The sequence below is a fragment of the Mucilaginibacter sp. genome (assembly GCF_965277465.1).
In the GTDB taxonomy this organism is placed as follows: domain Bacteria; phylum Bacteroidota; class Bacteroidia; order Sphingobacteriales; family Sphingobacteriaceae; genus Mucilaginibacter.
Genome location: NZ_CBDICW010000002.1, coordinates 1,929,168 through 1,953,159 on the forward strand (window position 1 = coordinate 1,929,168; position 23,992 = coordinate 1,953,159).

The 23,992-nt window shown below is 38.6% G+C and carries 20 protein-coding genes and 2 tRNA genes; 10 read left to right on the forward strand and 12 right to left on the reverse strand.

Annotated elements, in window-relative coordinates; translation table 11 throughout:
- Positions 1-12 precede the first annotated feature (12 nt).
- A complete protein-coding gene (locus ACQY4U_RS20745; RefSeq protein WP_428331375.1) occupies positions 13-1,335 on the reverse strand; it encodes an MFS transporter in 1,323 nt (440 codons plus the stop codon).
- 195 nt (positions 1,336-1,530) lie between these two features.
- On the opposite strand from ACQY4U_RS20745, the gene ACQY4U_RS20750 reads away from it, so the two are divergent.
- On the forward strand, positions 1,531-3,120 hold the full coding sequence (locus ACQY4U_RS20750) for a carboxylesterase/lipase family protein (protein WP_428331376.1): 1,590 nt from the start codon (positions 1,531-1,533) through the stop codon (positions 3,118-3,120).
- A 91-nt stretch (positions 3,121-3,211) separates the two neighbouring features.
- Complete coding sequence (locus ACQY4U_RS20755; protein ID WP_428331377.1) at positions 3,212-3,862, forward strand: hypothetical protein; 651 nt, start codon at positions 3,212-3,214, stop codon at positions 3,860-3,862.
- Between the two features lie 100 nt (positions 3,863-3,962).
- Here ACQY4U_RS20755 and ACQY4U_RS20760 read toward each other — a convergent pair whose 3' ends face one another.
- The 4 genes from ACQY4U_RS20760 to ACQY4U_RS20775 form a co-directional block, all read right to left on the reverse strand.
- A complete protein-coding gene (locus tag ACQY4U_RS20760) occupies positions 3,963-5,897 on the reverse strand; it encodes an LTA synthase family protein (RefSeq protein WP_428331378.1) in 1,935 nt (644 codons plus the stop codon).
- Between the two features lie 354 nt (positions 5,898-6,251).
- Positions 6,252-7,004, reverse strand: coding sequence for an SDR family oxidoreductase (locus ACQY4U_RS20765; protein WP_428331379.1), 753 nt, complete (start codon positions 7,002-7,004; stop codon positions 6,252-6,254).
- An 84-nt stretch (positions 7,005-7,088) separates the two neighbouring features.
- Positions 7,089-7,679 carry a Crp/Fnr family transcriptional regulator gene (locus tag ACQY4U_RS20770; protein WP_428331380.1) on the reverse strand — a complete coding sequence of 197 codons (591 nt, stop codon included), beginning with the start codon at positions 7,677-7,679 and terminating at the stop codon, positions 7,089-7,091.
- Between the two features lie 66 nt (positions 7,680-7,745).
- A tRNA-Leu gene (locus ACQY4U_RS20775) sits at positions 7,746-7,827 on the reverse strand.
- Positions 7,828-8,190: 363 nt separating this feature from the next.
- Here ACQY4U_RS20775 and ACQY4U_RS20780 point away from each other — a divergent pair.
- Positions 8,191-9,738, forward strand: a complete 1,548-nt coding sequence (locus ACQY4U_RS20780) for a PAS domain S-box protein (protein ID WP_428331381.1) — start codon at positions 8,191-8,193, stop codon at positions 9,736-9,738.
- 6 nt (positions 9,739-9,744) lie between these two features.
- Here the strand turns inward: ACQY4U_RS20780 and ACQY4U_RS20785 are convergent, their stop codons facing one another.
- The 3 genes from ACQY4U_RS20785 to kdsA are packed head-to-tail and all read right to left on the reverse strand — an operon-like array spanning position 9,745 to position 12,278.
- A complete protein-coding gene (locus ACQY4U_RS20785) occupies positions 9,745-10,530 on the reverse strand; it encodes a helical backbone metal receptor (RefSeq protein ID WP_428331382.1) in 786 nt (261 codons plus the stop codon).
- A gap of 23 nt (positions 10,531-10,553) precedes the next feature.
- Positions 10,554-11,489, reverse strand: coding sequence for a KpsF/GutQ family sugar-phosphate isomerase (locus tag ACQY4U_RS20790; protein WP_428331383.1), 936 nt, complete (start codon positions 11,487-11,489; stop codon positions 10,554-10,556).
- A 15-nt stretch (positions 11,490-11,504) separates the two neighbouring features.
- Entirely contained in the window at positions 11,505-12,278 is a 774-nt protein-coding gene (kdsA, locus tag ACQY4U_RS20795) for a 3-deoxy-8-phosphooctulonate synthase (protein ID WP_428331384.1), read from the reverse strand.
- 158 nt (positions 12,279-12,436) lie between these two features.
- Between kdsA and hscB the strand changes: the two genes are divergently transcribed.
- Both hscB and ACQY4U_RS20805 read left to right on the forward strand, forming a co-directional pair.
- The gene (hscB, locus tag ACQY4U_RS20800; RefSeq protein WP_428331385.1) at positions 12,437-12,961 is read left to right on the forward strand and encodes a Fe-S protein assembly co-chaperone HscB; all 525 of its coding nucleotides are present in this window, start codon (positions 12,437-12,439) and stop codon (positions 12,959-12,961) included.
- A 27-nt stretch (positions 12,962-12,988) separates the two neighbouring features.
- Positions 12,989-13,068: transfer RNA gene (locus ACQY4U_RS20805), tRNA-Leu, on the forward strand.
- Positions 13,069-13,185: 117 nt separating this feature from the next.
- On the opposite strand, the gene ACQY4U_RS20810 is transcribed toward ACQY4U_RS20805, so the two are convergent.
- Together ACQY4U_RS20810 and ACQY4U_RS20815 are read right to left on the reverse strand one after the other, a co-directional pair.
- On the reverse strand, positions 13,186-13,668 hold the full coding sequence (locus ACQY4U_RS20810; protein WP_428331386.1) for a hypothetical protein: 483 nt from the start codon (positions 13,666-13,668) through the stop codon (positions 13,186-13,188).
- Positions 13,669-13,829: 161 nt separating this feature from the next.
- On the reverse strand, positions 13,830-14,417 hold the full coding sequence (locus ACQY4U_RS20815) for a hypothetical protein (protein ID WP_428331387.1): 588 nt from the start codon (positions 14,415-14,417) through the stop codon (positions 13,830-13,832).
- A 247-nt stretch (positions 14,418-14,664) separates the two neighbouring features.
- On the opposite strand from ACQY4U_RS20815, the gene ACQY4U_RS20820 reads away from it, so the two are divergent.
- The 3 genes from ACQY4U_RS20820 (at position 14,665) to ACQY4U_RS20830 (ending at position 18,628) form a co-directional block, all read left to right on the forward strand.
- Positions 14,665-15,399 carry an AAA family ATPase gene (locus tag ACQY4U_RS20820; protein WP_428331388.1) on the forward strand — a complete coding sequence of 245 codons (735 nt, stop codon included), beginning with the start codon at positions 14,665-14,667 and terminating at the stop codon, positions 15,397-15,399.
- Positions 15,400-15,657: 258 nt separating this feature from the next.
- Positions 15,658-18,309: a DUF5686 family protein gene (locus tag ACQY4U_RS20825; RefSeq protein ID WP_428331389.1), complete on the forward strand. Its 2,652-nt coding sequence runs from the start codon at positions 15,658-15,660 to the stop codon at positions 18,307-18,309.
- A 31-nt stretch (positions 18,310-18,340) separates the two neighbouring features.
- Positions 18,341-18,628, forward strand: coding sequence for a pyrimidine/purine nucleoside phosphorylase (locus ACQY4U_RS20830; protein WP_428331390.1), 288 nt, complete (start codon positions 18,341-18,343; stop codon positions 18,626-18,628).
- A 4-nt stretch (positions 18,629-18,632) separates the two neighbouring features.
- Here the strand turns inward: ACQY4U_RS20830 and ACQY4U_RS20835 are convergent, their stop codons facing one another.
- On the reverse strand, positions 18,633-18,872 hold the full coding sequence (locus ACQY4U_RS20835; protein WP_428331391.1) for a hypothetical protein: 240 nt from the start codon (positions 18,870-18,872) through the stop codon (positions 18,633-18,635).
- Positions 18,873-18,965: 93 nt separating this feature from the next.
- Positions 18,966-21,014 carry a tetratricopeptide repeat-containing sensor histidine kinase gene (locus tag ACQY4U_RS20840; protein WP_428331392.1) on the reverse strand — a complete coding sequence of 683 codons (2,049 nt, stop codon included), beginning with the start codon at positions 21,012-21,014 and terminating at the stop codon, positions 18,966-18,968.
- Between the two features lie 346 nt (positions 21,015-21,360).
- Here ACQY4U_RS20840 and ACQY4U_RS20845 point away from each other — a divergent pair, with 346 nt between their 5' ends.
- Together ACQY4U_RS20845 and ACQY4U_RS20850 are read left to right on the forward strand one after the other, a co-directional pair.
- Complete coding sequence (locus ACQY4U_RS20845; RefSeq protein ID WP_428331393.1) at positions 21,361-22,560, forward strand: alkaline phosphatase family protein; 1,200 nt, start codon at positions 21,361-21,363, stop codon at positions 22,558-22,560.
- A gap of 114 nt (positions 22,561-22,674) precedes the next feature.
- A complete protein-coding gene (locus ACQY4U_RS20850) occupies positions 22,675-23,880 on the forward strand; it encodes an MFS transporter (RefSeq protein WP_428331394.1) in 1,206 nt (401 codons plus the stop codon).
- Positions 23,881-23,992 lie beyond the last annotated feature (112 nt).

Genomic DNA, 23,992 nt, shown 5'->3' on the forward strand with positions numbered 1-23,992 from the left:
CAATTCAAAAAATTATTCGGTGCTAAAATCAGCATTTTCATTGTTTTTACGTTCAAAAACATGCAAAGAAATTAATAACAGCAAGCCAATCACAAAAAATATAGCCAGTATCAGGGCCGAATTACGCATGCTGCTGGTTAACTCCTCAACAAAACCAAATGTAAACAATCCAATCACAATGGCCAGCTTTTCGGTAACATCATAAAAGCTGAAATACGACGCCGTATCCGGAATATCCTGTGGCAGGTATTTGGAATAAGTTGACCGTGAAAGCGACTGGATACCTCCCATTATCATACCCACAACAACTGCCAACAAGTAAAATTGTGTGGCCGTGGTGGTTAAATAAGCTGCGATACAAGCCATTATCCATATCAGCACCACCCCTATCAGCACACGTGTATTTCCATACTTGTCTGAAAGGCGCGACATGATGTTTGCCCCGGCAATAGCAACGATCTGTATAATGAGGATGATCAGGATCAGCGATTTTTCGGGCAGTAATAATTCCTTAGCTCCAAAGTTGGCAGCTACTAACATAATAGTTTGTACACCCATTGAATAAAAAAAGAAAGCCGGCAGGTATCGTTTTAAAGTGGGCATTGTTTTTACCTTATGCCACACCTTAACTAACTCTTTAAAACCACCGCTTAATACATTAACATCCTGAGCGCCACTATTGGGTTCGCCTTTGGGTAATACGGTATAAGGAATCATGGCGAAACCTATCCACCATACACCTACCAACAAAAATGATAAGCGTGCCGGGAAAGAAGCATCGGTAATACCAAAAGTTTTAGGCGACAGCACAAATATAAAACAGATGATCTGCAATATAACGCTGCCAACGTAGCCATAAGTAAAGCCTTTGGCGCTCACCGCATCCTGCTTATCTAAAGTAGCTATTTGCGGTAAGTATGAGTTATAAAATACAAAGCCTCCGCAATAACCTATAGCCGCCAGGCCAAAACACAACATCCCAAATTCTAATGAATCGAGCTTGAAAAAGTACAGGCAGCAGCAGGATATACCGCCTAAAAGGGTAAACCCCTGCATATAGCTTTTTTTGTTACCACGATAATCAGCAATGGAAGTAAGAATAGGCAGCAGCAACACAATAATAAGATAAGCCGCAGCCAACACATAGTTTGACAGAGCTGTATTAACAAAGCGATGCCCGAAAAACATCACCTTATCGCCATTTTGTTTAGTGGTGGTAATGGCGGTATAATATGCCGGGAAAATAGTTGAGGTTATGACCAGGTTATATGCCGAATTTGCCCAATCGAACATGGCCCATGCCCGTATCGTTTTTTTATCGTTCTTGATTTCCATCTATGTGATAAATGTATATAAAATTTGGTAGTTGCAAAACAGGTAAAGGAGATCGAATAAATAATTCGTTGTATTAATTTTCTAAGTTCATTATCAATATTTTTCACTTATGGTAATTTCTAACCAAATCCTAAATATACTTTGCTATTTTTGATTAGAGATAATTCTTTATCCCCACTATCAAACCAATTATTTATGAAACCAATTTTTTGTTTGCTGCTGCCTGCAGTATTTCTATTTAATCTGGCTATGGCACAACCCGATAATTCTCTTCAGGTTAAAATAAGCAATGGCACGCTTCAGGGTACTTTTAATCCGGCTACCAACATCCGTAGCTTTAAAGGTGTGCCTTATGCACAGCCCCCCGTTGGCGACCTGCGCTGGAAAGAACCACAACCTGCCGCTAATTGGACAGGCGTACTTAAAGCCGACCATTTTAGCCATATGCCTATGCAAAAACGTATGTTCAGCGATATGATCTTTCGTGCCGATACGATGAGCGAAGATTGTCTTTACCTCAATATTTGGACGCCCGCAAAAGCAGCAGCTGAAAAACTGCCTGTATTGGTTTATTTTTATGGAGGCGGATTCGTAGGTGGTGATGGATCAGAATTTAGATATGATGGCGAAAGCATGGCCACCAAAGGCATAGTTACCATAACCATCAGTTACAGATTAGGGATCTTCGGTTTCTTTAGTCATCCGGAATTAACAAAAGAATCACCGCATAATGCATCCGGCAATTATGGCTTGTTAGATCAAACCGCTGCCATACGCTGGGTGCAGGCTAATGTTGCAGCTTTTGGAGGCGACCCAAAACGGGTTACCATAGCAGGCGAATCGGCAGGATCAATAGCTGTATCGGCACAAATGGCATCGCCTTTAGCAAAAAATCTGATAGCAGGTGCAATTGGCGAAAGCGGCGCTATGATAAAACCAACACTACCTGCTATTCCACTTAGCGATGGCGAAAAGGCCGGTTCTGCTTTTATGGATAAAGTAAACGCCAAATCACTGGCCGATCTGCGTGCCATACCGGCAACGCAGTTACTTGATATGGCTTCAAAACCGGGCGCATTTAAATTATCGGCTACTATTGATGGTTATTTTCTACCAAAACCTGTTGTAGATATTTTTGAAGCCGGCGAACAGGCCCACGTTCCGTTATTAGTTGGATGGAACTCGGCAGAGATCCCTTACCAGGCATTTACCGGCGGCGATATGCCAACACCCGAAAACTATGCAGCCAAAGTAAAACAACAATTTGCTGATAAAGCCGACGAGGTTTTAAAACTATACCCCGGTAACACGCAGGATGAGGTTATTAAATCGGCCACGGCATTAGCCAGTGATCGTTTTATTGCCTATGCTACCTGGAAATGGGCCGATATGCAAAGTAAAACAGGCGATAAACAGGTATACCGTTACCTATTCTCGTGCCCCCGCCCGCCCGAAGTAACGCCCAATAAAGCACCTGCAGGAAAATTGCCTCCCGCTATGATAGGTGCCTCCCATGCATCAGAGATTGAGTTTGCAATGGGTAACTTAGCTTACGATAGGGTTTATGCCTGGACACCGGCAGAATACAAGGTATCGGCCACCATGGAGAATTATTTTGCCAACTTTATAAAAACAGGTAACCCTAATGGTAAGGGATTACCAAAATGGGCGCCTAATACAAAAGATAGTCATGTTAAATTCATTAATATTAATGTGGATACCAAGCTTGAAAATGAAAGCGACCGTGCCCGTTATTTGTTTTTAGACAAACAATACAACAAATAAAAACTGAAGATTACATTATTGAGACTGCTCCGTTTGGGGCAGTTTTTTTGTTTATTTTAGACCGGACGGATAAACCGGATCACAATTTTAAATGGACGAAATAAAAGAAACCGGTGGGGCAAGAATTGGAAACGGAAATGCTACCTGGCCTTTTGCAAAACTGATTGTAAATAAAGACGAACTACAATTAAATGCTGGAATAATTGGCAACCTTGTTTTTTGCCCGGCTGATATTATGTTTATTGAACCCTATACGCCGGTACCGTTTTTGGGGCAAGGGATAAGAATTATTCACAATGTTAATAATTACAACAATGATGTAATATTCTGGACATTTGCCAATCCTGTTGAACTTATTGAAAGGATAAAACAAACAGGCTTTTTAAACAATACAGCGCCACCACTTACAAATGATATTACAACCCATATAAGATCCGTACAATCAAGTGGAAGTTTCCCCATAAAGAAACCTGCTGCTTTTACTATTATCCTGATCTGGAATTTATTTTTCCTTATCGATCTTACTAAAATATTTAAACACAGCCAGGGTGCAGTTGTAGGTTTTGGAGCACAGTTAGGTTTGGGCTTTTTATTTTTAACAACACTTGCTGCTTTGCTGATTGAGCCCTTTAGAGACTTAATTTTAAAACCAGGCCGCACGCTTAATGATATTAAAACATCGGCTTGGTTTATATTATTCATTACGGGAGTAATGTTCGTTTTTTTAACGTTTCTTCAATAGCATTCCAAACGCTGTTTATTTGTTTTTGTATGATCTGATTACATCAGGATACTTTAAACTAAAACCATCTTTTTATCGCGCCACATTTTATGTTAGCGGTTTATTTAGAGTTTAGCTTCCCGTTAACTATCCTATCAGTATAATCCTGGATAAAGGCTTTGCAATCAAGCATTCCTTTACTTATTTCGGGATTGGTTGTGCTGGTTATCAGGTTCTTTTCAAGGCCTTTGTCTGATGCGGCAAACACACCTGTAACTATCTTTCCATCAAACAGGTAAATATAATTACCCTGCATAAACTGGTATATATTACCCGGCGAATTGATCACTCTCGGTGTTTCGGCAGCCGAATTAGTGATCAGGCTCCTTCCCCATGATCTGAAGGGTTTTTTATAGCCTATCAGGTCTATAATGGAAGGGTAAATGTCCATCTGCGAAGCAAGGTCAGTTCGTACACCTTTTAAAGCATAAGCTTTATTCGCACTAAAAAATAGTATAGGTACAGCAAAACGATTTATAGCTTTACTGTATTCGGGATAATAGGTTTGGCTGGTATGATCGGCCGTGATTACAAAAATGGTATTGCTATACCAAGGCTGCGTTTTGGCGTAATTAAAAAATGCCCGTAGCGCATTATCTGAGTATTGCACACATTTATCAATAGCTAAGGGGCCACCTTTAAATCTTTGTTTATATTTTTCGGGGATCTGGAAAGGATCATGTGATGACAGTGAAAACAAAGTAGCCATAAATGGTTGTTTTTGTTTACTAAGGGTTTTACCCATAAATTGAAAGAATGATTCATCCCAAATACCCCAGATGCCATCAAAATCACCATCGTTATTATATTCTGTTCTGCCGAAATAGTTTTTAAATCCTAAAATATTACCAAAACCCTGAAAGCCCATCGAGCCATTTGCCGCCCCATGAAAAAAAGAGGTTTGATAACCTAAACTATCACAAATTGACACCATCGACTGTATTTTTTGTTTAGCATAAGGTGATGAAGTAAAGGCTGTTTGAAACGATGGGATTCCGGCCAAAATTGACGATACGGCATGGATAGACTGGCGGCCATTGGCATAAGCGTTGGTAAATACCAGGCTGCTATCAGAAAGCGAATCTAAGAATGGCGTATACGTTTTAAAGCCGGTTATTTTAGTACCCCTGTTCATACTCCCCCAATACTCCCTGGCCATACTCTCTAATATAATGATCACCACATTGGGCTTTACAGCCGGGTTGCCGTTGTACTGCTTAATGGGTTTAATATTTGCATTGATATAGGCGCTGTCTGTCCAGTGTTCAAGCTTAAAGTTATTGCTGCTCAGGGTTCTTAAAATGGCAAATGGCGTGTTCAATACAATATCACCCTGGTTGGGGATAGTTACATGCTTGTAGGCATCAACCATATTAATTGGGCGGGTACTGTGGCTAAAATCTCCCCTTATGCCGCCTATAAGTAAAGCAATAACTATAAGGAACGAAACTACAGATGAGTAAAAGTAAGCTCTCTGATTTTTTACTATGCCGGGTTTAACCCTTACACGATAATAAAGCCATATCCAGCAAAGGCAACATATAATATAAACTGCTATTACATACCAGTATGCCCATGAAAAATGTTCAAATAAGGCTTTTTTATTAGTTTCATCAGTAAGCAAATCGAGGGTAGCTTTGGTTGATCTTACCTGGCTAAAACGGTAGTAAACAATATCAACAAAATTGGTAGCATAAGCTATTAAGTTGGTTACAAAATACAGTATGCTTAGGCCTTTTTGATACTTAGCACCAGTATTGATTTTTAAAGGGAGAATACTCAGGATAACGAAAAGACTGTTGATGTAAAATAAAGCCGTGGTATCAAATGCCATCCCATAATAGCATAATCTTAGCAGGCTATGCACATCATCAACAGCAAAAAGATTGGTATTAAATGCAAAAAATAAAACCCTGCTTACAAAGTAAAAGAAATAGCCTAATAATATTCTGTATAAGAGTGCTTTATATTCACCTAATCTAAATTTAACGTCCATTAAATAAAATGTTTTATTTACCCTTAAGTGGCATCAGGCAGGAGATATTTAGACCCTGTTTGCGATGGGTGAGAACTCTTATATACCTTAGCTTATAACTGGATATTTGTAAAAAAAACGAATATACCAAAAAATGCAATTAAGCATGAGTTATGTACCCCGCATAGTGGTTACAGCTATAAATATGAGATTTGCTTTACAATTATCAGGAATATTATAGCAAAATAAGGATAAGAAAGGTTAATCAACATTTCCCTTAATTTAACTTTACTTATCAATTAATAACCCCCTTTAAAATGAATTAAAGAGGGTTTATTAATTACGCAAAGGCTGTGCTCACATAACATTATTTTATTAAAGGTCTCTGAATCCACCGTCAAGCAACAGATCGCCCCCGGTCATGTAAGAGGAATCGTCTGATGCCAGGAATAAAAATCCTTTTGCCATTTCTTCAACGGTTCCGGCTCTTTTCATAGGGGTTACACTTACAAAAAAATTATTCATTTCGTCTTCTTGTTCTTGTGCAAATCCGGCTTTTTTAAATATTGGGGTATCAATTGAACCAGGAGAAAGCGCGTTAACCCTGATATTCTTACCCACTAATTCGGCTGCAAAAGCTCTTACCAATGCACGTTCAGCTGCTTTGGTTGATAAATAAACAGACCCGCCGGATAAACCCTTATTGGCCACCGTTGAAGATGTAATAATAATTGATGCACCATTATTAAGATACGGAAGAGCCTTTTGAACAGTAAAAAACACCCCTTTATAATTAATATCAATTACCTGGTCAAACATTTCTTCGGTAACACCTTCTATCGGTGATAGCGATACTATACCAGCATTTACTACAAGCACATCAATTTTACCAAAGGTGTCTTTAACTCTTTCGTAAAGCGGCTCAAAGCTGTTAATATTGATTACATCGCTAACTATACCAATAGCATCATAACCTATTTCGGTTATAGCCGTTTCAATAGTGGCAGCGTTACGGCCGGTAATGGTAACTTTTGCACCTTCGGCTGCAAATAATTTTGCAGTTCCTAATCCAATGCCGCTGTTACCCCCGGTAATTACGGCTACTTTATTTTTTAATTTAAATGACATTTTCGTATTGTTTTAATACCTCAAAATTGCCACATCTCATAAAATTTAAAGATGAACTACATTAGGAAATTTGATTGAACCAGTTCAACCTTTCTTACGCACTTTATGATTACGTATCTTGGAAAGAAACTCGGCCGTCATACCCAAATAAGAAGCAAGGGTGTATTGCGGCAAGCGTTGGGCTACACCCGGATAGGTTTCTAAAAAATCATTATACCGTTCTTCTGCAGTTCGGGTTAGTGACGAAATAATTCTTCGTTGATGAAAAGCGGCTGTACGTTCGGCTGATATTCTGAAAAAACGCTCAAACTTATGATTGGCTTGTTTTAAAAATTGTTCGGTTTCAAAATCAATTTGCATAACCAGGCTGTCTTCAAGGGCTACAACAAACATGGTTGCCGGTTTTTGATAGAGGTAGCTATTAATATCTGATATCCACCAGTCTTCAACAGCAAATTGAATAGTATGATCGATACCGTCCTGACTGATTACATAAGACCGAAAGGCACCATTTAAAACATAAGTACGGTATTTAGCAGTAAAATCGGGCTGAATAATAAACTGTTTTCTTTTTATGCTCCTTTGTTTAAAGGCTGCTAAAAAATCAGCAAGTTCATCGGGTTCCAGTGTTACAGCCCTTTGGATATACTTTATAAAAAGACTTATATCATTCATCCTACACTAATTATATAAAGCAAATTAACAAAAAAACCCGGCCAAACTGACCGGGTTTAATGCTTGTGCGGAAGAAGGGACTCGAACCCCCACGCCTCGCGGCGCCAGATCCTAAGTCTGGTGCGGCTACCAATTACGCCACTTCCGCATTTGGTTTTTTATGAGGTTGCAAAGATAGACTAAAAAGGTAAATTTAAAAATCTTTTTTACCATTGATTGCTTACTGTATGATTTTCAGCAGGTAAACTTTTAAAAGCAATAAAATAACAGGCTTTTAACCGGGGGATTAGCACCATCGTACTTTGATTTGAGCACAAACTACATCATAAAAAATATAAATGAGGCGTAGCTGTTATACTCCCATCTTCTAAACTCATTTTAGTATGGCTATATATCTGTGCTCTAATGGAATATAATAATACTTTTTTAATTTAAACGAAAGCACCTTTTAATTTCTGTACCTTTCCGCAGTAATTCATCCGTCAATAATGATGCTTGTTTTGTGTGCCAAATGGAAGATATCAAAACATTGAGAGAGCAGCTTGCTCGATCCAACAGACGAGAACAGGAACTTGAACTACGCCTTGCTAAACTAATTGATCCTGAAAAGGATAAAGCAATTTCGGATGAACTGGAGGAAAGCCAGGCAAGATTAAAAATGGCCATTGAATCAACCCATTTGGGTACCTGGGAGTACAACCCTGGCGATGATAAACTAATCTGGTCGGATGAATGCCGGAAAATTTACGGATTTGCACCCGACGACGAGATCACATTCAAAATATTTCTTGATCATATTTATCCTGAAGACAAATTATTTGTTGAACAGGAGATTCAAAAATGCCTTGAACCTGCCGGCAACCGGCTTTATGATCTAACTTTCCGTATTGTGCGATTGGATACTATCGAGGTGCGTTGGGTAAAAGCCCAGGGTAAGGTTTATTTCAAAAACGATCATCCTGAAAGGTTTATAGGTACTGTAATAGATATTACGGATAGCAGACTGGCCGAAGAAAAAAACTCCCGTTTAGTTGCTATAATAGAATCATCGGACGATGCAATTATAAGTAAAACGCTGCATGGAATAGTCACTACCTGGAATGAATCGGCTACACGAACTTTTGGGTATACCCCGGAAGAAATGATTGGCCAGTCGATAATAAAACTAATACCTGCAGACCGGCAAGAAGAAGAACCGCAAATTTTATCGCGGTTAACCAATGGCGAACGTGTGGAACATTTTGAAACCATCCGCTTAACTAAAGACGGCAATTTTTTAAATGTTTCACTAACTATTTCGCCAATTAAGGATAGCCAGGGCAAAATCATCGGGTTATCAAAAATTGTAAGGGACATTACCGAGAAAAAGCAGGAAGACATACGTAAAAACGATTTTATCGCAATGGTTAGCCATGAGTTAAAAACGCCATTAACTTCCATGAAATCATACGTGCAGGTATTATTGGCCAAAGCCAAAAAAGATGGTGATCCTTTTACAATTACTGCACTTACCCGGGCCGATGTACAGGCACAAAAAATGACTACCATGATCCATGATTTTTTAAGCCTGGCACGCTTGGAAGATGGTAAAATAGCGTTAAATAAGGAACGGTTTGACCTGCATCCGTTAATTAAAGAAACGGCGCATGATGCGCAATATCTGTCCTCTAATCACCACGTACAATTAAAGGATTGTGAGGATATTAATATATATGCCGACCGCGATAAAATTGGACAGGTGTTGATGAACCTTTTAAGTAACGCTATTAAATATTCGCCTAAAGGTGGAAATATCATAATTGGCTGCGAAAAAATGGCCGGCAAAGTAAAGGTCTATATAAGCGACGAAGGAGTAGGTATTAGTGAGTTTGATAAAAAACGCTTATTTGAACGTTTTTTCCGGTCAAAAAATGAAAAGATAAGAACAGTATCAGGTTTTGGGATTGGCCTGTTCCTTGTTTCCGAAATATTGAGGTATCATGACAGCAAAATTGAGGTAGAGAGCCAGGAAAACAAAGGCTCAACGTTCTATTTTATTTTAGATGCCAAAATAAGTTAAGTCAGGTTAATGCATCAACTCTTTAATCAAACTTTTAAAATACCCGTGGACCATTAGTAAGCGGCTACCATACCAGGAAAAGATTTCACCGTCGACCAATTTTATAATCGCCGAAGGCATAATTGCCCGCAGCTCCTCAATATGTTTTTGTTTAAACGGATAAGGTTCTGATGATAGCAGGATAATATCTGGCCGGGCCTCTATCAGCATAGCAGCATCAATTTCAGGATACCTTGGCAGATCAAAGGCGTTGATCAGACCACATTTTTGCAGCATATCATCAATAAAGGTATTTTTAGCCGCTACCATATACGGTTTTCGCCATATAAAATAGGCCGCCTTTAAGCCTGATGGTTTTATAAAAAGCGAAGCAAACAGTTGTTTAATGGCATTACTAAGTTCAAGTGCTTCAATTGGTTTACCAACCAATGCACCTACCCTGTTAATCATATCCGCAGCGCCATCAAGGTTATAAATATCACTTATCCAAACCGGGAAAAGTTTCATTAGCTCTTCTAACTGCCCGCGTTCGTTCTCTTCCTTATTGGCAATGATCAAATCTGGTTGCAGGGCTATGATCCCCGCAATATCCAATTGCTTGGTACCCCCTACTTTAGTGCTTAATTTAAATTTATCCTTTGGGTGGATACAGAATTTTGTTATGCCAACTACTTCCTCGTTCAACCCTAAATAAAACAACAGTTCGGTTTGCGATGGCACTACCGATATGATCCTTTTAGGGATAGACGGTAAAATGATCATCCGGCCTAACTGATCCTCAAAAACGGGCATAGCAATAGGTTATTGTAATACTATTATTGATTATAGATCTGGTAGATCCCGCTGATGCTGCGCTTATCAGCCGAGCCTACTAAAACGGTAGTGATCCTTTTATCCAGCATCAGTACTTCGGCCTGGTTTATAAATTCTTCTTCCTCAATAAAAACCGGCGTTTTGGTCATCATATCAGGCACGGTAAGCATTGTAGTATCAGGTGTGCGTACAAGTGCACGGCGAAGGTCGCCATCGGTTACAATACCTTTAACATGGGTAGTATCGCCCACTATTACCATCCCCAATCTACCTTCCGACATGCGGAGCAGCAGTTCTGTAAACGTTGCATCCTCATTTATAAAAGGCAGGTTATCGGTACGCATCAAATCCTTTACCCTGATCAGCAATTTACGCCCAAGGCTGCCCCCGGGATGAAACCTTGCAAAATCCTCGTGCTGAAACTGGCGCGATTCCATCAAGGCAACAGCCAGCGCATCGCCCATAACCAATGCGGCCGTGGTTGATGATGTTGGAGCCAATGCCAGCGGGCAAGCCTCCTGTTTTATATTGATATTAAGGTGGTAATGACTGTTTTTAGCCACGGTGGAGTTAGGGTTACCGGTAATACCGATAATGATATTTTTATTCCACTCCAAAAAAGGGATCAGTTTAAGTACTTCGTCAGTTTCGCCGGAGTAGGAGATCAGGATGATCATGTCATCGGTTCCCACCATTCCCAAATCACCATGAAAAGCCTCCCCGGGATGCAAAAAGAAACTGGGCGTACCTGTACTGGCCAGCGTAGCCGCAATTTTTTTACCAATAATGCCTGATTTGCCTATACCGATAACAATAAGTTTACCAGTGGTTTTTAATATCGCCTCAACAACTTTGTTAAATTCATCATCGAGCGAATCAGCTACAAAACGCAGGGATTCAATCTCGGTATCAAAAACTCTTTTGGCTATGTCCTTCATATTTTCAAGGCTGGTTTATACTAATGGCGCCATTACCTTATCTAAATCCTGTAGTTTGATCATGTTAGGGCCATCGCTCAACGCATTATCCGGATCAGGGTGTGTTTCCATAAAGTAGCCATCGGCACCAAAAGATTTTGCCGCTAAGGCCATCATCGGTACAAAAGTACGGTCGCCACCTGTTTTGCCGCCAGCACCACCCGGGCGCTGTACCGAATGGGTACAATCCATACAAACCGGATGACCGAATGCTTTCATATCATAAATATTCCTGAAATCTACCGCAAGGTTATTATAGCCGTACATGTTGCCACGCTCGGTTAATATAACCTGTGTATTACCGGCCTCAATTACTTTTTGCGCCGGGTAAAACATATCCTGGCCCGATAAAAACTGGGCCTTTTTAATGTTAACTATTTTACCTGTTTTTGCTGCAGCAACCAACAAGTCTGTTTGGCGGCATAAAAACGCGGGGATCTGCAATATATCAACCACCTCACCAACTATGGCAGCCTGGTAGCTTTCGTGTATGTCGGTTATTAATGGCAGGCCGAAACGTTCTTTAACTTTTAAAAGCATTTCCATGCCTTTTTCAAGTCCGGGGCCGCGGTATGAGTGAATGGAGGTACGGTTGGCCTTATCAAAAGATGATTTGAAAATAACCGGGACATTATATTTATGGCCAGCTTCGGCTACCTTTTCGGCAACGGTATATAATAGCTCCTGGTTTTCCATAACACATGGACCCAATATAAAGAACGGCTTTTGCCGCATTTGATCAAACAACATATTAATGAGATATAATAAGCAAAGATGATAATTTATTTGGGAAGTGCGAATTTGAAGCCATACCTGAAAAAGCAAGTATTTTAATTAATGATTTGCAGGTGACCTAATGATGTTTTGCCACCTTCGGACTTGACGGCACAATTGTATACCTTTGCTGCATGAATTATTTTGAATTTTACGGTATCGACGAATCATTTACCCCGGATACCGCATTGCTAAAAAAGAAGTTTTACGAATTAAGCAAAAAATACCACCCTGATTTTTATGCTACCGAAAGCGATGAAAAACAACAGGAAATATTAGAACTTTCTACGCTGAATAACAAGGCTCATCAAACGCTTTCTGACCCTTACAAGCGGCTTGAATACATATTAAAGACTCATAATTTGGTATCAGATGGTGCAAAACCACAGCTTCCGTCAGATTTTTTGATGGAAATGATGGATTTAAATGAGCGCCTGATGGAAGTTGATGATGCCAACGAATTAGGCCACATAACTGCCGAAGTACTTGCTATTGAGGGAGATATTGACGAGCGTATTGCCGTTTTGACCGCTGATTATGCCTCGCTGGATGACACCGCTAAGGAAAGCCGGCTGAACGAAATTGCAGATTGTTATTTTAGATCAAAATATCTGTTGCGTATTAAAGAGAGTTTAAATACATTTGCATCCCGTTTCTGAACGAAATAATCCACCGTTCAAAAACATGCCCAGCTGGCGGAATTGGTAGACGCGCTGGTCTCAAACACCTGTGGGCAACCGTGCCGGTTCGACTCCGGCGCTGGGTACAAAGCCCTCTCTGAGATATCAGGAGGGCTTTGTTGGTTTACAAGATTATCTTCGTCAGACACAACCAAATCATTGATTATCGGTATTTGTTGTAATTGAAATAAGTTTCCGGTTTATTAAAAAGGAACGCCTACGTTTTTCTTAAACAGTAAGCAAAAAGCTTCATCTCCGCCTGACCCGTACATTTTTTCATACCCAACTAAATTATCGATATAATTATTTATTGCTTTGTTTTTTAGTGTAGTAGTTGATTTCAAGTCTGAGATTTTAAATGGAAACCGTTTATTATTAGGTACGGGCGGGTGTAAGTATAATGAATCGTTTGCACTGTGAAAATCCAGCAACATGATATATAATTGAAATTCTATTCCTAAGCTTTTAGTTTCTTCAACTAAAATATCAAAATGCTTGAACAGTTTGTCAAGATGTGGCTTCCTTCTTTGAAAGCTATTGTTTCCATAACCATACCAATCGAAATGTAAATGCCAATAGCCACTTTGCTTATAACAATCTCGCCAATTAAATTTTTCAAAGTCGTTTTGAATGGCGAGATTTTTATAATATCGTTTTAGTCCTCTATGCTTCCTAAAACCTATCATCCTTTTAAAATCATATATATAACTGATTGATTATAACAAGTTCAATCGGTAAATCTTACCTAAACTACTCATTTCCCTCAATCTTCACTAAATTAATTCGAACTTTCTACGGTTGGGAGTACAAAGCCTAATACTAAAGTATCGGCTTTGTTGTTTAAGACTTAAATAATTATCCAACCTTCTTCAAAAAAAGTAAGTTTTGCACCGTTTACAAAATTGAAAGTTGATGTACTTATTATTGCCTTATTATTTGTTAACTCCATAAAACATACAGTTGGATTTATCAAACGATTTCTAAATAACCAAAAACGGAATCTCTTCCTTTTTGAATTTGTGCTCATATATTTCAATTCTTCAAAATTTGATATTGTCAGCGTATCTAATATGGAATCATTAGATAGAATTTTAGGTTTAGTTACGACTTTATCGGTTTCTGTTACAGGAATGTTAGTTACTGACTGCACCTTAAACCTACACCTTTCACAATATTCAAAAGCTTTTGATAAAATTTCGGGATAAAAAATTCCCTTTTGAATAATTGCAGTTACATAATTATTAGGAATCACTTTTATTGCAATGGTGCCAAACATATAAAATTCATTTTTTTTGATGATTCTTTTCTTATATTTTTTATAATTCTGAACTTTATAGTCTTTAGTAAATAAATCTTTTGCCCAATAATCTTCTTGTTCTCCTTGATTTTTAAATTTGGGTGTAATTGTGGTATCCTCAAAGCTATTTTTTACCATTTTAGCTATGACAGAATAAGAAGAGGTAGTTAGAAGTATAATTAAGAAATAGACTTTCATAAAATATCGGACATCATATTCTAAGTTAGCATTAACCAATTTAGAAATTGGTTAAAATTTTTTAAATTTTGAAAATAGCCTATTACAAAAAGAATTTTTTCAACTCATCATCCTTATCTTGACAGATTCCATTTTCCTCTATCATCCAAGAACTGTAAATTTGTTTTGAAGCAACAATTAGAAACAGATGCCATTTTTATCCCGTATATCGCTCCCGCCCCTGCAAGATGGCAGTTACCTGCAACAAATCCCAAGCCTTAATCAAGGCTTGCAGCTCAAACTGACAAATAATTTAACCTTCTTTGTTGGCGAAAACGGATCGGGTAAATCAACCCTATTAGAAGGCATTGCTGAGCAATGCGGATTTAGCCTGCGTGGTGGCAACCGCAATCATAATTTGAATACAGGCTACCGGTTTAAAGGATATGAATCGGCACTGGCGCCTCATTTGCAGCTGGCATGGACGCCACGCAGAATTACCGAAGGTTTTTTTATGCGGGCCGAAAGCTTTTTTAACTTCGCATCCTACATAGATGAATTAGCCATTGACGACAGCCGTATTTTAAAGGCCTACGGCGGGCGGTCGTTGCATGAGCAATCTCACGGAGAATCTTTCCTCTCTTTATTCAATAACCAGTTTGAATCGGGTATTTATATCCTTGATGAGCCAGAAGCGGCGTTGTCGCCTGCAAGGATAATGGCCTTTATGTCTGTAATCCATCAGCTTGACCAAAGCGGCAGGGCCCAATTCCTGATAGCAACCCACTCCCCTATGCTTATTTGTTATCCTTATGCAACCATATACCAGTTTGATGAAGACGGTGTGCGCGAAACTACTTACCAGAATACCGAGCATTTTAACCTCACCAAATCATTTCTGAATAACCCGGACTTATATCTTCGCCATTTAATGGGTAGTTAATATCTATTAAACTAATAATAACAGCCCCCATTATTATAAAACGAGAAAATCTGCCTCAAATAATAAATAATTAAAGTAATAGTTATTAATAAGGGATAAAAATTACTGAAATCAGACTAATATTATCGTCTTATCTACAGAAACCCTACAGATTTTTAAGCTATATTAGTAAAATAAAAAAACGGTTTACCTTTAATCATTGATATGGCTATATAAATACTCATTCGGTATTTTTTTTACACATAACTATTATTCAATTTGTCACGTATTTTCTGGGGTTATTTAGCAAAAGATGTTTTTAGGTTGTGGAGGATGCTCCTGTTCAAATACACTGAAAAGTCAAAAAAATTAAGTTTACTTTTATTTCTTATTATTCCTTTAAGTGTTGCTGCACAGCAGTCAAATACGCTTAAAAGCAAAAGTGATACCGTATTTACCCGGGTAAGCGGTGTAATTGCCGATGCCGTTTCGGGGCAGCCGCTTCCTTTTATAAGCATTCGTTTTAATGGTAGCGATTACGGTGTAAATTCTGACAAGATGGGCCAGTTTACATTAAGCGCGCCTGGCTCCTTTACCCATATTACGTTTTCGTATGTGGGTTATCAGTCTGTAACAAAAGTTATTAAACCGGGGCAATCCAATAAACTACAAATCCGTCTGCATAGCAGCCAAACACAGTTAAAAGAAGTTTCTATAAGTTCGGGCAAAAATAAAAAATACCGCAACAAGGGTAACCCAGCGGTTGAGCTTATCCAGCAGATAATTGACCATAAGCCCCAAAACCGGATGGAGAGCTCTGATTATTTGCAATACGATCAGTATGAGCGGATTGGCTTATCGTTTTTCAACCTGTCGCCAAAATTTATTAACGGTCGCTTTTTCAGCAAGTATAAATTTATGCTGGATACTACGCAAAAAATAAACGGGGTAAAACAAACATCGCTCCCGGTATTTTTCAGCGAAAAATTATCCCAAAATTATTACCGTAAAGATCCCTCCAAATCTATACAGATATTAAACGCACAAAAGCAGATCAATATCATCAAGTTTGTTGATACAGTGGGTCTCGATATTTACCTTAACAGGCTATACGGCAATAATTTAGATATCTACGAGAACAATATTTTCATTATTACCAACCAGTTTTTAAGCCCTATTGCCAACCATGCACCCGATTTTTATAAATTTTTTATAACCGATACCATACAAACGGCAAAGGGGAAATTGATAGCGGTTAGTTTTACACCGCGTAATAAAGGTGATTTATTATTTGAGGGCAAGCTATTGGTTACAATGGATGGGCGCTATGCTGTTGAAGGCTGTGAGCTAAACGTAAATAAGCAGATCAATATAAACTTTATGCGCAGCCTCAAGATCAGGCTTGACTTTGAGCAGTATCCGGGCGGTCGTTACTACCTAAGCAAAAGTGACGTTAAAGCCGATTTTGGCATTACGCGCAACAAAGGTTTAGGTGTTTTTGGGGAAAGGGCGGTATTTTATTCAAATTATAAATTAAACCAACCGCTTGCAGCTTCGTTTTACCAAGGTAAAAGCCTGCAAACGGCAGCTAATCCAAACCAATCAGATACCAGTTATTGGCTTAAACACCGTACCGATACCTTAAACCCGCAGCAAGCCCAGATCTATACACATATTAATAAACTGGAAAGCATGCCGTCCTTTAAAAAACTCACTTGGATAGCATCAACTTTTACAGGTGGTTATGCAGCCTGGGGGCCTGTTCAGATTGGGCCTATCGGGCAATTTTTCTCTTTCAATAACCAGGAAGGTGCCCGTTTCCAGGTTGGCGGACGCACAACACCAGACTTCAATAAATCTATTTATTTAGAAGGATATGCAGGCTATGGCACAAAGGACAAGCAAGCAAAATACGACCTGAGCACTTATTTTTCGTTAAACAAAACTGCCCCCTACCGTTTCCCTAACGACTACTTTAAAATCAGTTACCTGTATGATGTTGACCTACCGGGGCAAAGCTTTTCTATCAATAATTCGCAGGCTGCATTATCTTCTTTTCATACAGGTAAAACAGATTATTGGTTATACAATAAAATTTTCACCGTGGCTTATGTAAAGGATTTTGAAAATCATTTTTCCTATAACCTATCCTTCAGAAACTGGAACCAGCAAGCCGCCGGGACATTGGTATACCAGCTGAATGATGCCAACAGTACCATTGTGCATAATTTAACCACCAGCGAATTTGATATTGCCTTAAGGTATGCACCGCACGAGCAAATATTACAGGGAACCCAGCAACGGCATACTATTTACAGTAAATATCCCATTTTTAATTTACAGATAAACCACGGTTTTGAGGGTGTGCTTAATGGCTCTTACAGTTATACCAATATAAAGGCAAATATTAGCAAGCGTTTTTATTTCTCGCAGTTAGGATATTCGGATGTTACCTTATTAGGGAGTTTGATAACCGGGAAAGTTCCTTTCCCGCTATTAAATATCAGTCCGGCAAATCAATCCATTGCCTATGATCCGGATGCCTATAATAAAATGGATTACCTGGAGTTTGTGAGCGATCATTACGTGGGCTTTAATATGACACAAAGCTTTAATGGGTTTTTCCTGAATAAGATCCCCTTGATAGAACACCTTAAATGGCGTGAATATTTATCATTTAAAGTATTATACGGCGGTTTACGTAATGAAAACAACCCGCTTTATTCCAAAGGCTTATATCAATTACCTGTAGGTTCAAACGGTGGTAATAGTACCTACGCTTTAGGTAATACACCTTATGTTGAAACCGGGGCAGGTATTGGAAATATTTTTAAGATAATGCGGATTGATGTAATTAAAAGGTATAATTACCTGAGCCATCAGGGCATATCGCCTTATGGTATTAAACTAAGTTTCAGCCCTGATTTTTAAATTATATTTGCGACTATAATCAATTAAACAAATGAGTAATCCGGTTATCCATAATACCTATTTTGAAGGACAGGTTCAAAGCCTTGGGCTGCAAACAGCAAAGGGCACTGCCACAGTTGGGGTAATGAAAAAAGGAAGTTACCGGTTCTCGACATCATCGGCTGAAACGATGGTTATAATTGCCGGCGGATTAAATGTAAAATTAGCAACCGGCGATTGGACTGCTTATAATGAGCAGGAAAAATTTGAAGTAGCTGCCGGAACTTTTTTTGATGTGAGCTGCGAAACTGATGTAGCTTATATTTGCTATTACGCCTGATAATCTAAACCAAGCCAAGTTTAAGAATAGCTTCGCTCAATGTTTCTTCGAGTGGTAAAAAAGCAGGTGGACATGCTGGTTTGTCGGCTATATAAAACTTACCTTCCTCATTGATCTGCATATGAAAACGCTTGCGCGCTGCCCCATCGTTTACATATACCTGGTAAAGCTGTAAGCGCACACGGTTCATGGAAATAAACTCAAATTCCGCACCCTCAAAATCTATCTTAAAATTCTTGGTCATGCGGCGAAGATAAGTTATATTATAATAAATTGATTAGATGAGATAGTTAATCCGGTACTACATTACAGTCACCTACCGCAGTCAAATCTTAATTTACTCAATACCGGGCAGTTCAATAAAAAATATGGATCCGCCAAAAGGATTGTTTTCAAACCCTATTTTTCCATGATGCATTTCTATTATCCTTTTTGAGATCGACAGGCCGAGCCCAAATGGTTGCTCGCCATCGGTACCTGTTTTTTTAGCTGGAGTAAACATCTCAAAAATAGTATCCTTTTGATCGGCGGGTATACCAATACCGTTATCAGCAACCCATATAGTAATTTGATTTTTGATAATTTTTATACCTACCTTAATTATACCACCTGCATGGCTAAATTTTATAGCGTTTACTATCAGGTTATTGACAACGCGCCATATCTTTTCGTGGTTAACCTCGGCCATTACCGGCCCTGTTTCATTACATTCAAACAGTATTTGCTGCTGCTTTTCTTTCGCTTTAAACTGAAGCAGTTCAACACAATCATAAACCAATGATTTCAGATCTGTTTTTTGAGTTACCAGTTTCTCATTCTCATCAGCCAAACCAGTTTTTAGCAACTCATTGATCATCTGCATCGAATGCATCCCTGTTGTTTCAATCAGCCTGAGCATACTCTTACTATCTTCTGAAAACTCATTCTCATCAATAAGCAATGTGGCAAGGCCAGTAATACCTGAAAGCGGGTTCCTGAGATCGTGTGCCATCACCCGCATTATGCGGATATAGTTTTTATTAACCCGTTCAAGCTCGGACAGGGTATACTGTAACTTTTGGTTTTGTAAAATTGTTTCTTTCTGATTCTCCTTTGTTTTTTTAAGGATCTGGTTGATCATTAAAATTATAGCAACTGCAAAAATCACAAAGATGCTAAACCCTGTGAGGTAGATCTTTTTTTGCTTGTTTTGCTTTTCGAGCTCAACAACAACATTTTTTTGTTGGGTAATGTTCAGTTCCTGCTCAATATCCAAACGGTAAAGCTTTAATGAGCTGTTGTCTGATGAATCCCTGAGCCTGATGTAGGCAGATTGGTAATTATATGCTTTATCGGGCTGGCCAATTTTATTTAAGTATCTGGCATATAAAAGGTTCCACTTAATTTCTTGCAGCTCATTGTTTTTTGGAAAGCGGTTTAATAAATCCCCGCTTTGCATAAAAGCTTCGTTTGCTTTGGCATCATTATTCATGCGGATATATAACTCGGCCACTTTAAGTAATGGCGTTACCCTTGATCCGTTAATATCGTTTACATTTAATGCCAGGCATTTGTTAAGATAGCTTTCTGCAAGTGGCAGATTACCTTTCTTTAAATTTAACCCTCCAAGGTTATCATAAACAACCACCCATGAAGAACTGATGTTGTGCTGATCAATTAATTTGGTTTTTTCGGCTTTATTTATCAGGTCAACATCTTTTAAATAATAATATTCGGCACTATCCAAAACATCAGCCTTAAAATAAGAGAAACCAGTATTGTTTAATGCTGCCTGGTTCATGAAAAATAATTGTTGAGCAGTTACGTTTTTATGGCATACCTGTAATCTTTTATAGCTTTCGCCCCAATACCTTGCAGCTAACAAGTAATTTCTTTGCTCAAAATAAATAGCCCCTATTTTATTTGCTACGTTTCCATTGTCGCAATTATCATCCGACAATGTTTTTTTCCCCGTATAATAATAGTTAAGCGCCCCGCTATAATTCTTAGCCCTAATACATGCATCACCCTTTGCTAATAGTGATTGAAAATATATGTCAGGGTATTTCTTTTTAACATCATCGTTTGAGAAAAACACAATAGCGCTATCGGCATACCTGTTCATCAACATAGCGTTGGGGTTATAGTGCTCAGACATTAATCTGTAATAGACGCATATTAACGGATCAGACTCTGAAATTTCTGGCCGTAATTTACGTAATACATAAATGGCACTATCGCCTTTACCCGCAAAAATGAGACTATCAACAATTCTGAATTTTTCTTTGAGCTGGTTATGCGAGTCTTCTCCTTTTTGAGTACAGGAAGACAGGTATATTACCACAAACAAAAAGCATAGCCGTGCAGCATGAGTTATTAGTCGTAAACTTAGTGGCAAACTTTGCATAAAAGTGGTACGGAATTAGGCCTAATTGATTTGCAATTAAGGTAATGCGTTTCAGAAAGCGAAAATAGCTGAAAAGCGATAATAACAAACAATAATATTTAAAGAAATGTGATATTTTTTAAAAATCAGATAAAATAACTCCATCTAAAGTTAAATTTTGGCATTAAATTGAAAAATAACTATTGTATTTTGTAATACTATATCGTGAATTATTAATAAACCCGGTCAATAAAAGCATAACAATTTGTTAATGGTTTTAGATTGTAAACAAGTTACTTTTGCAGTTCAATTATTATTTATACCCATGCTTTATTCAATTAAAAGGTGCTTAACATTTATTATATTATTGAGCGCTTCGGCAGTATTTGCACAAACAAAAATTAAAAAGGCGGTATTTATTATTGCTGATGGTATCCCGGCTGATGTTATTGAAAAACTGAATATCCCTAACCTTAAACTGATAGTGCAAAAAGGCGCATACCTGCGTGCGCATGTTGGTGGCGAAAAGGGCGGCTATTCGCAAACGCCAACCATATCAGCCAATGGCTATAATAGTTTACTTACAGCAAGCTGGGTAAATAAGCACAATGTTTGGGGCAACGATATAAAAGCACCTGATTATAATTACTGGACGATTTTCAGGATGCTGAAAAATCAATATCCGGATAAAAAGACAGCTATATTTTCTACATGGACAGATAACCGTACCAAACTGATAGGCGAAGGCTTAACACAAACAGGCGGATATAAGGTGGATTATGTAGCCGATGGTTATGAATTGGATACTGCGCACTTCCCGCATGATAAATTGAGCAATTATACGCAACTGATTGATGAAAAGGTAGTTGATGAAGCTGCTCGATGTATTAAGGATAAGGCACCCGACTTAAGCTGGGTTTACCTGGAGTACACCGATGATATGGGCCACCGTTATGGTGATAGCCCGCAATACTATGATGCTATTGAGAAAATGGATGCACAGGTTGGCCGCGTTTGGGCAGCCATACAATACCGCGAAAAGCATTTTAATGAGGAATGGCTGATATTTGTTACTACGGATCATGGCAGGGATGAACAAACCGGCAAAGATCATGGTGGACAAAGTAACAGACAGCGATCTACCTGGATGGTAACTAATTATAAACCGCTAAACAACTACGCCCGCTATTATTATCCTGCTATAACTGATATTACACCTTCCATTACCCATTTTATGGATATCAAGGTGCCTCAACCTCAATTACGCGAACTTGATGGGATATCGCTAATCGGCACAGTATCAGTTGCTGAACCTGCAGTTAATTTTGTACAGGGAGCACTTGATGTGAGTTGGAAAGCATTGAACGAAAAAGGAAATGTTAAAATATACGTGGCAGCCACCAACAATTATAAAGTTGGCCAGCCAGATGAATATAAACTATTAGCCGAAGTACCCGTAACCCAGCAGCATACGTTGCTTAATGTTAAAGACATGCCCTCCAAATTTTATAAAATAGTTATTGAGGGAGCTTATAATACGGTTAACAGGTGGGTGGTAATTAACTAATATGCCACAGTGTTTTAACTTATAAATGTTAGGTGAAAGTAAAGTGTTATTTTTACACTATATAGGTGCTGTTAATCTGCTTAACTTTGCATGCATACTCATTAACGCTTTAATATGCAGGCAGAAACAAGTGTAAATAATCCCTCGTCAAAAATCCGTTTAACTATAATAGGTTTTGTTACATTTACCTTTATAGGGTATTTTACTATTGGTTTGGCACTTGGGATATTACCTGTTTTTATTCATCAGCAATTAGGGTATAGCACCATGATAGCGGGTATAGTAATCAGCCTGCAATACGTTACTACTTTTCTTTTCAGGGGATATGCAGGTAGTATTGTTGACAAAAAAGGCCCTAAACCTGCAGTTATTTTAGGGATGACAGGCTTTGCCATAAGCGGCGTTCTGTTGTTTTTGGCTTATTTTTTAAGGTTTAATCCTATACTTAGTTTGAGTATACTGGTAATAACGCGCCTGGTAACAGGTTTTGGTGAAGGCCTAATTGGTGCCAGCCCTATAAACTGGGCCATATTTGCCGTTGGAGATCAGCATACCAGTAAAGCCATATCCTTTAATGGTATTGCCAGCTATGGAGCCCTGGCAGCCGGTGCGCCTATAGGCATCATCCTTAATAATAGTTTTGGAATTGGCAGCATAGGGATAGTAATTATTGCAATTGGCATAATGGGTTTTTATTATGCTAAAAGCAAAGTGGCAATCACAGGCAATAGCCAAGCACCAAGAGAATCTTTTATCCGGGTTTTAAAAATCGTTGCGCCTTATGGTATTTGCCTTACCCTTGCAGGTTTGGGCTTTGGCACCATCTCAACCTTTATAACGCTTTATTATGCCTATTTAAACTGGACCGATGCAGTTTTGTGCCTGTCGGTATTTAGTTTATTGTTTATTCTTGGCCGCGTTTTATTTTCAAAGGCTATAGATAACTATGGCGGCATGCGTACAGCCATCGTTTGTCTTTCTATAGAATCAGTTGGGCTATTAATCCTTTGGCTGGCCAATACCCCTCACATTGCCCTTTTTGGCGCCGGAATCACCGGGCTTGGCTTTTCATTAATATTTCCAGCATTAGGCGTTGAAGCTGTTAAATTAGTACCCGGCTCAAATAAAGGTACTGCGCTTGGTGGCTATGGCCTTTTTTTGGATCTGTCACTTGGCCTAACCGGCCCATTGATAGGTGGCGTTGCCAGTCATTTTGGTATGCTATATATATTCCCCTTTAGTATGGCAATGGTGTTTACAGGCTTTGTTTTATCCACCTTTATTTACAGGCGTCAAAAAATTACGCTTACAGTCAGCTAAGTTTTTTTTTATTCCCCTTGTCTTTTCAACTAAACTGTACCACCTAATTAAATACTAATATTTTTAGTATTTAATAGTGAGGATTGAAAAATATTTTCCATTTTTGTTTAAT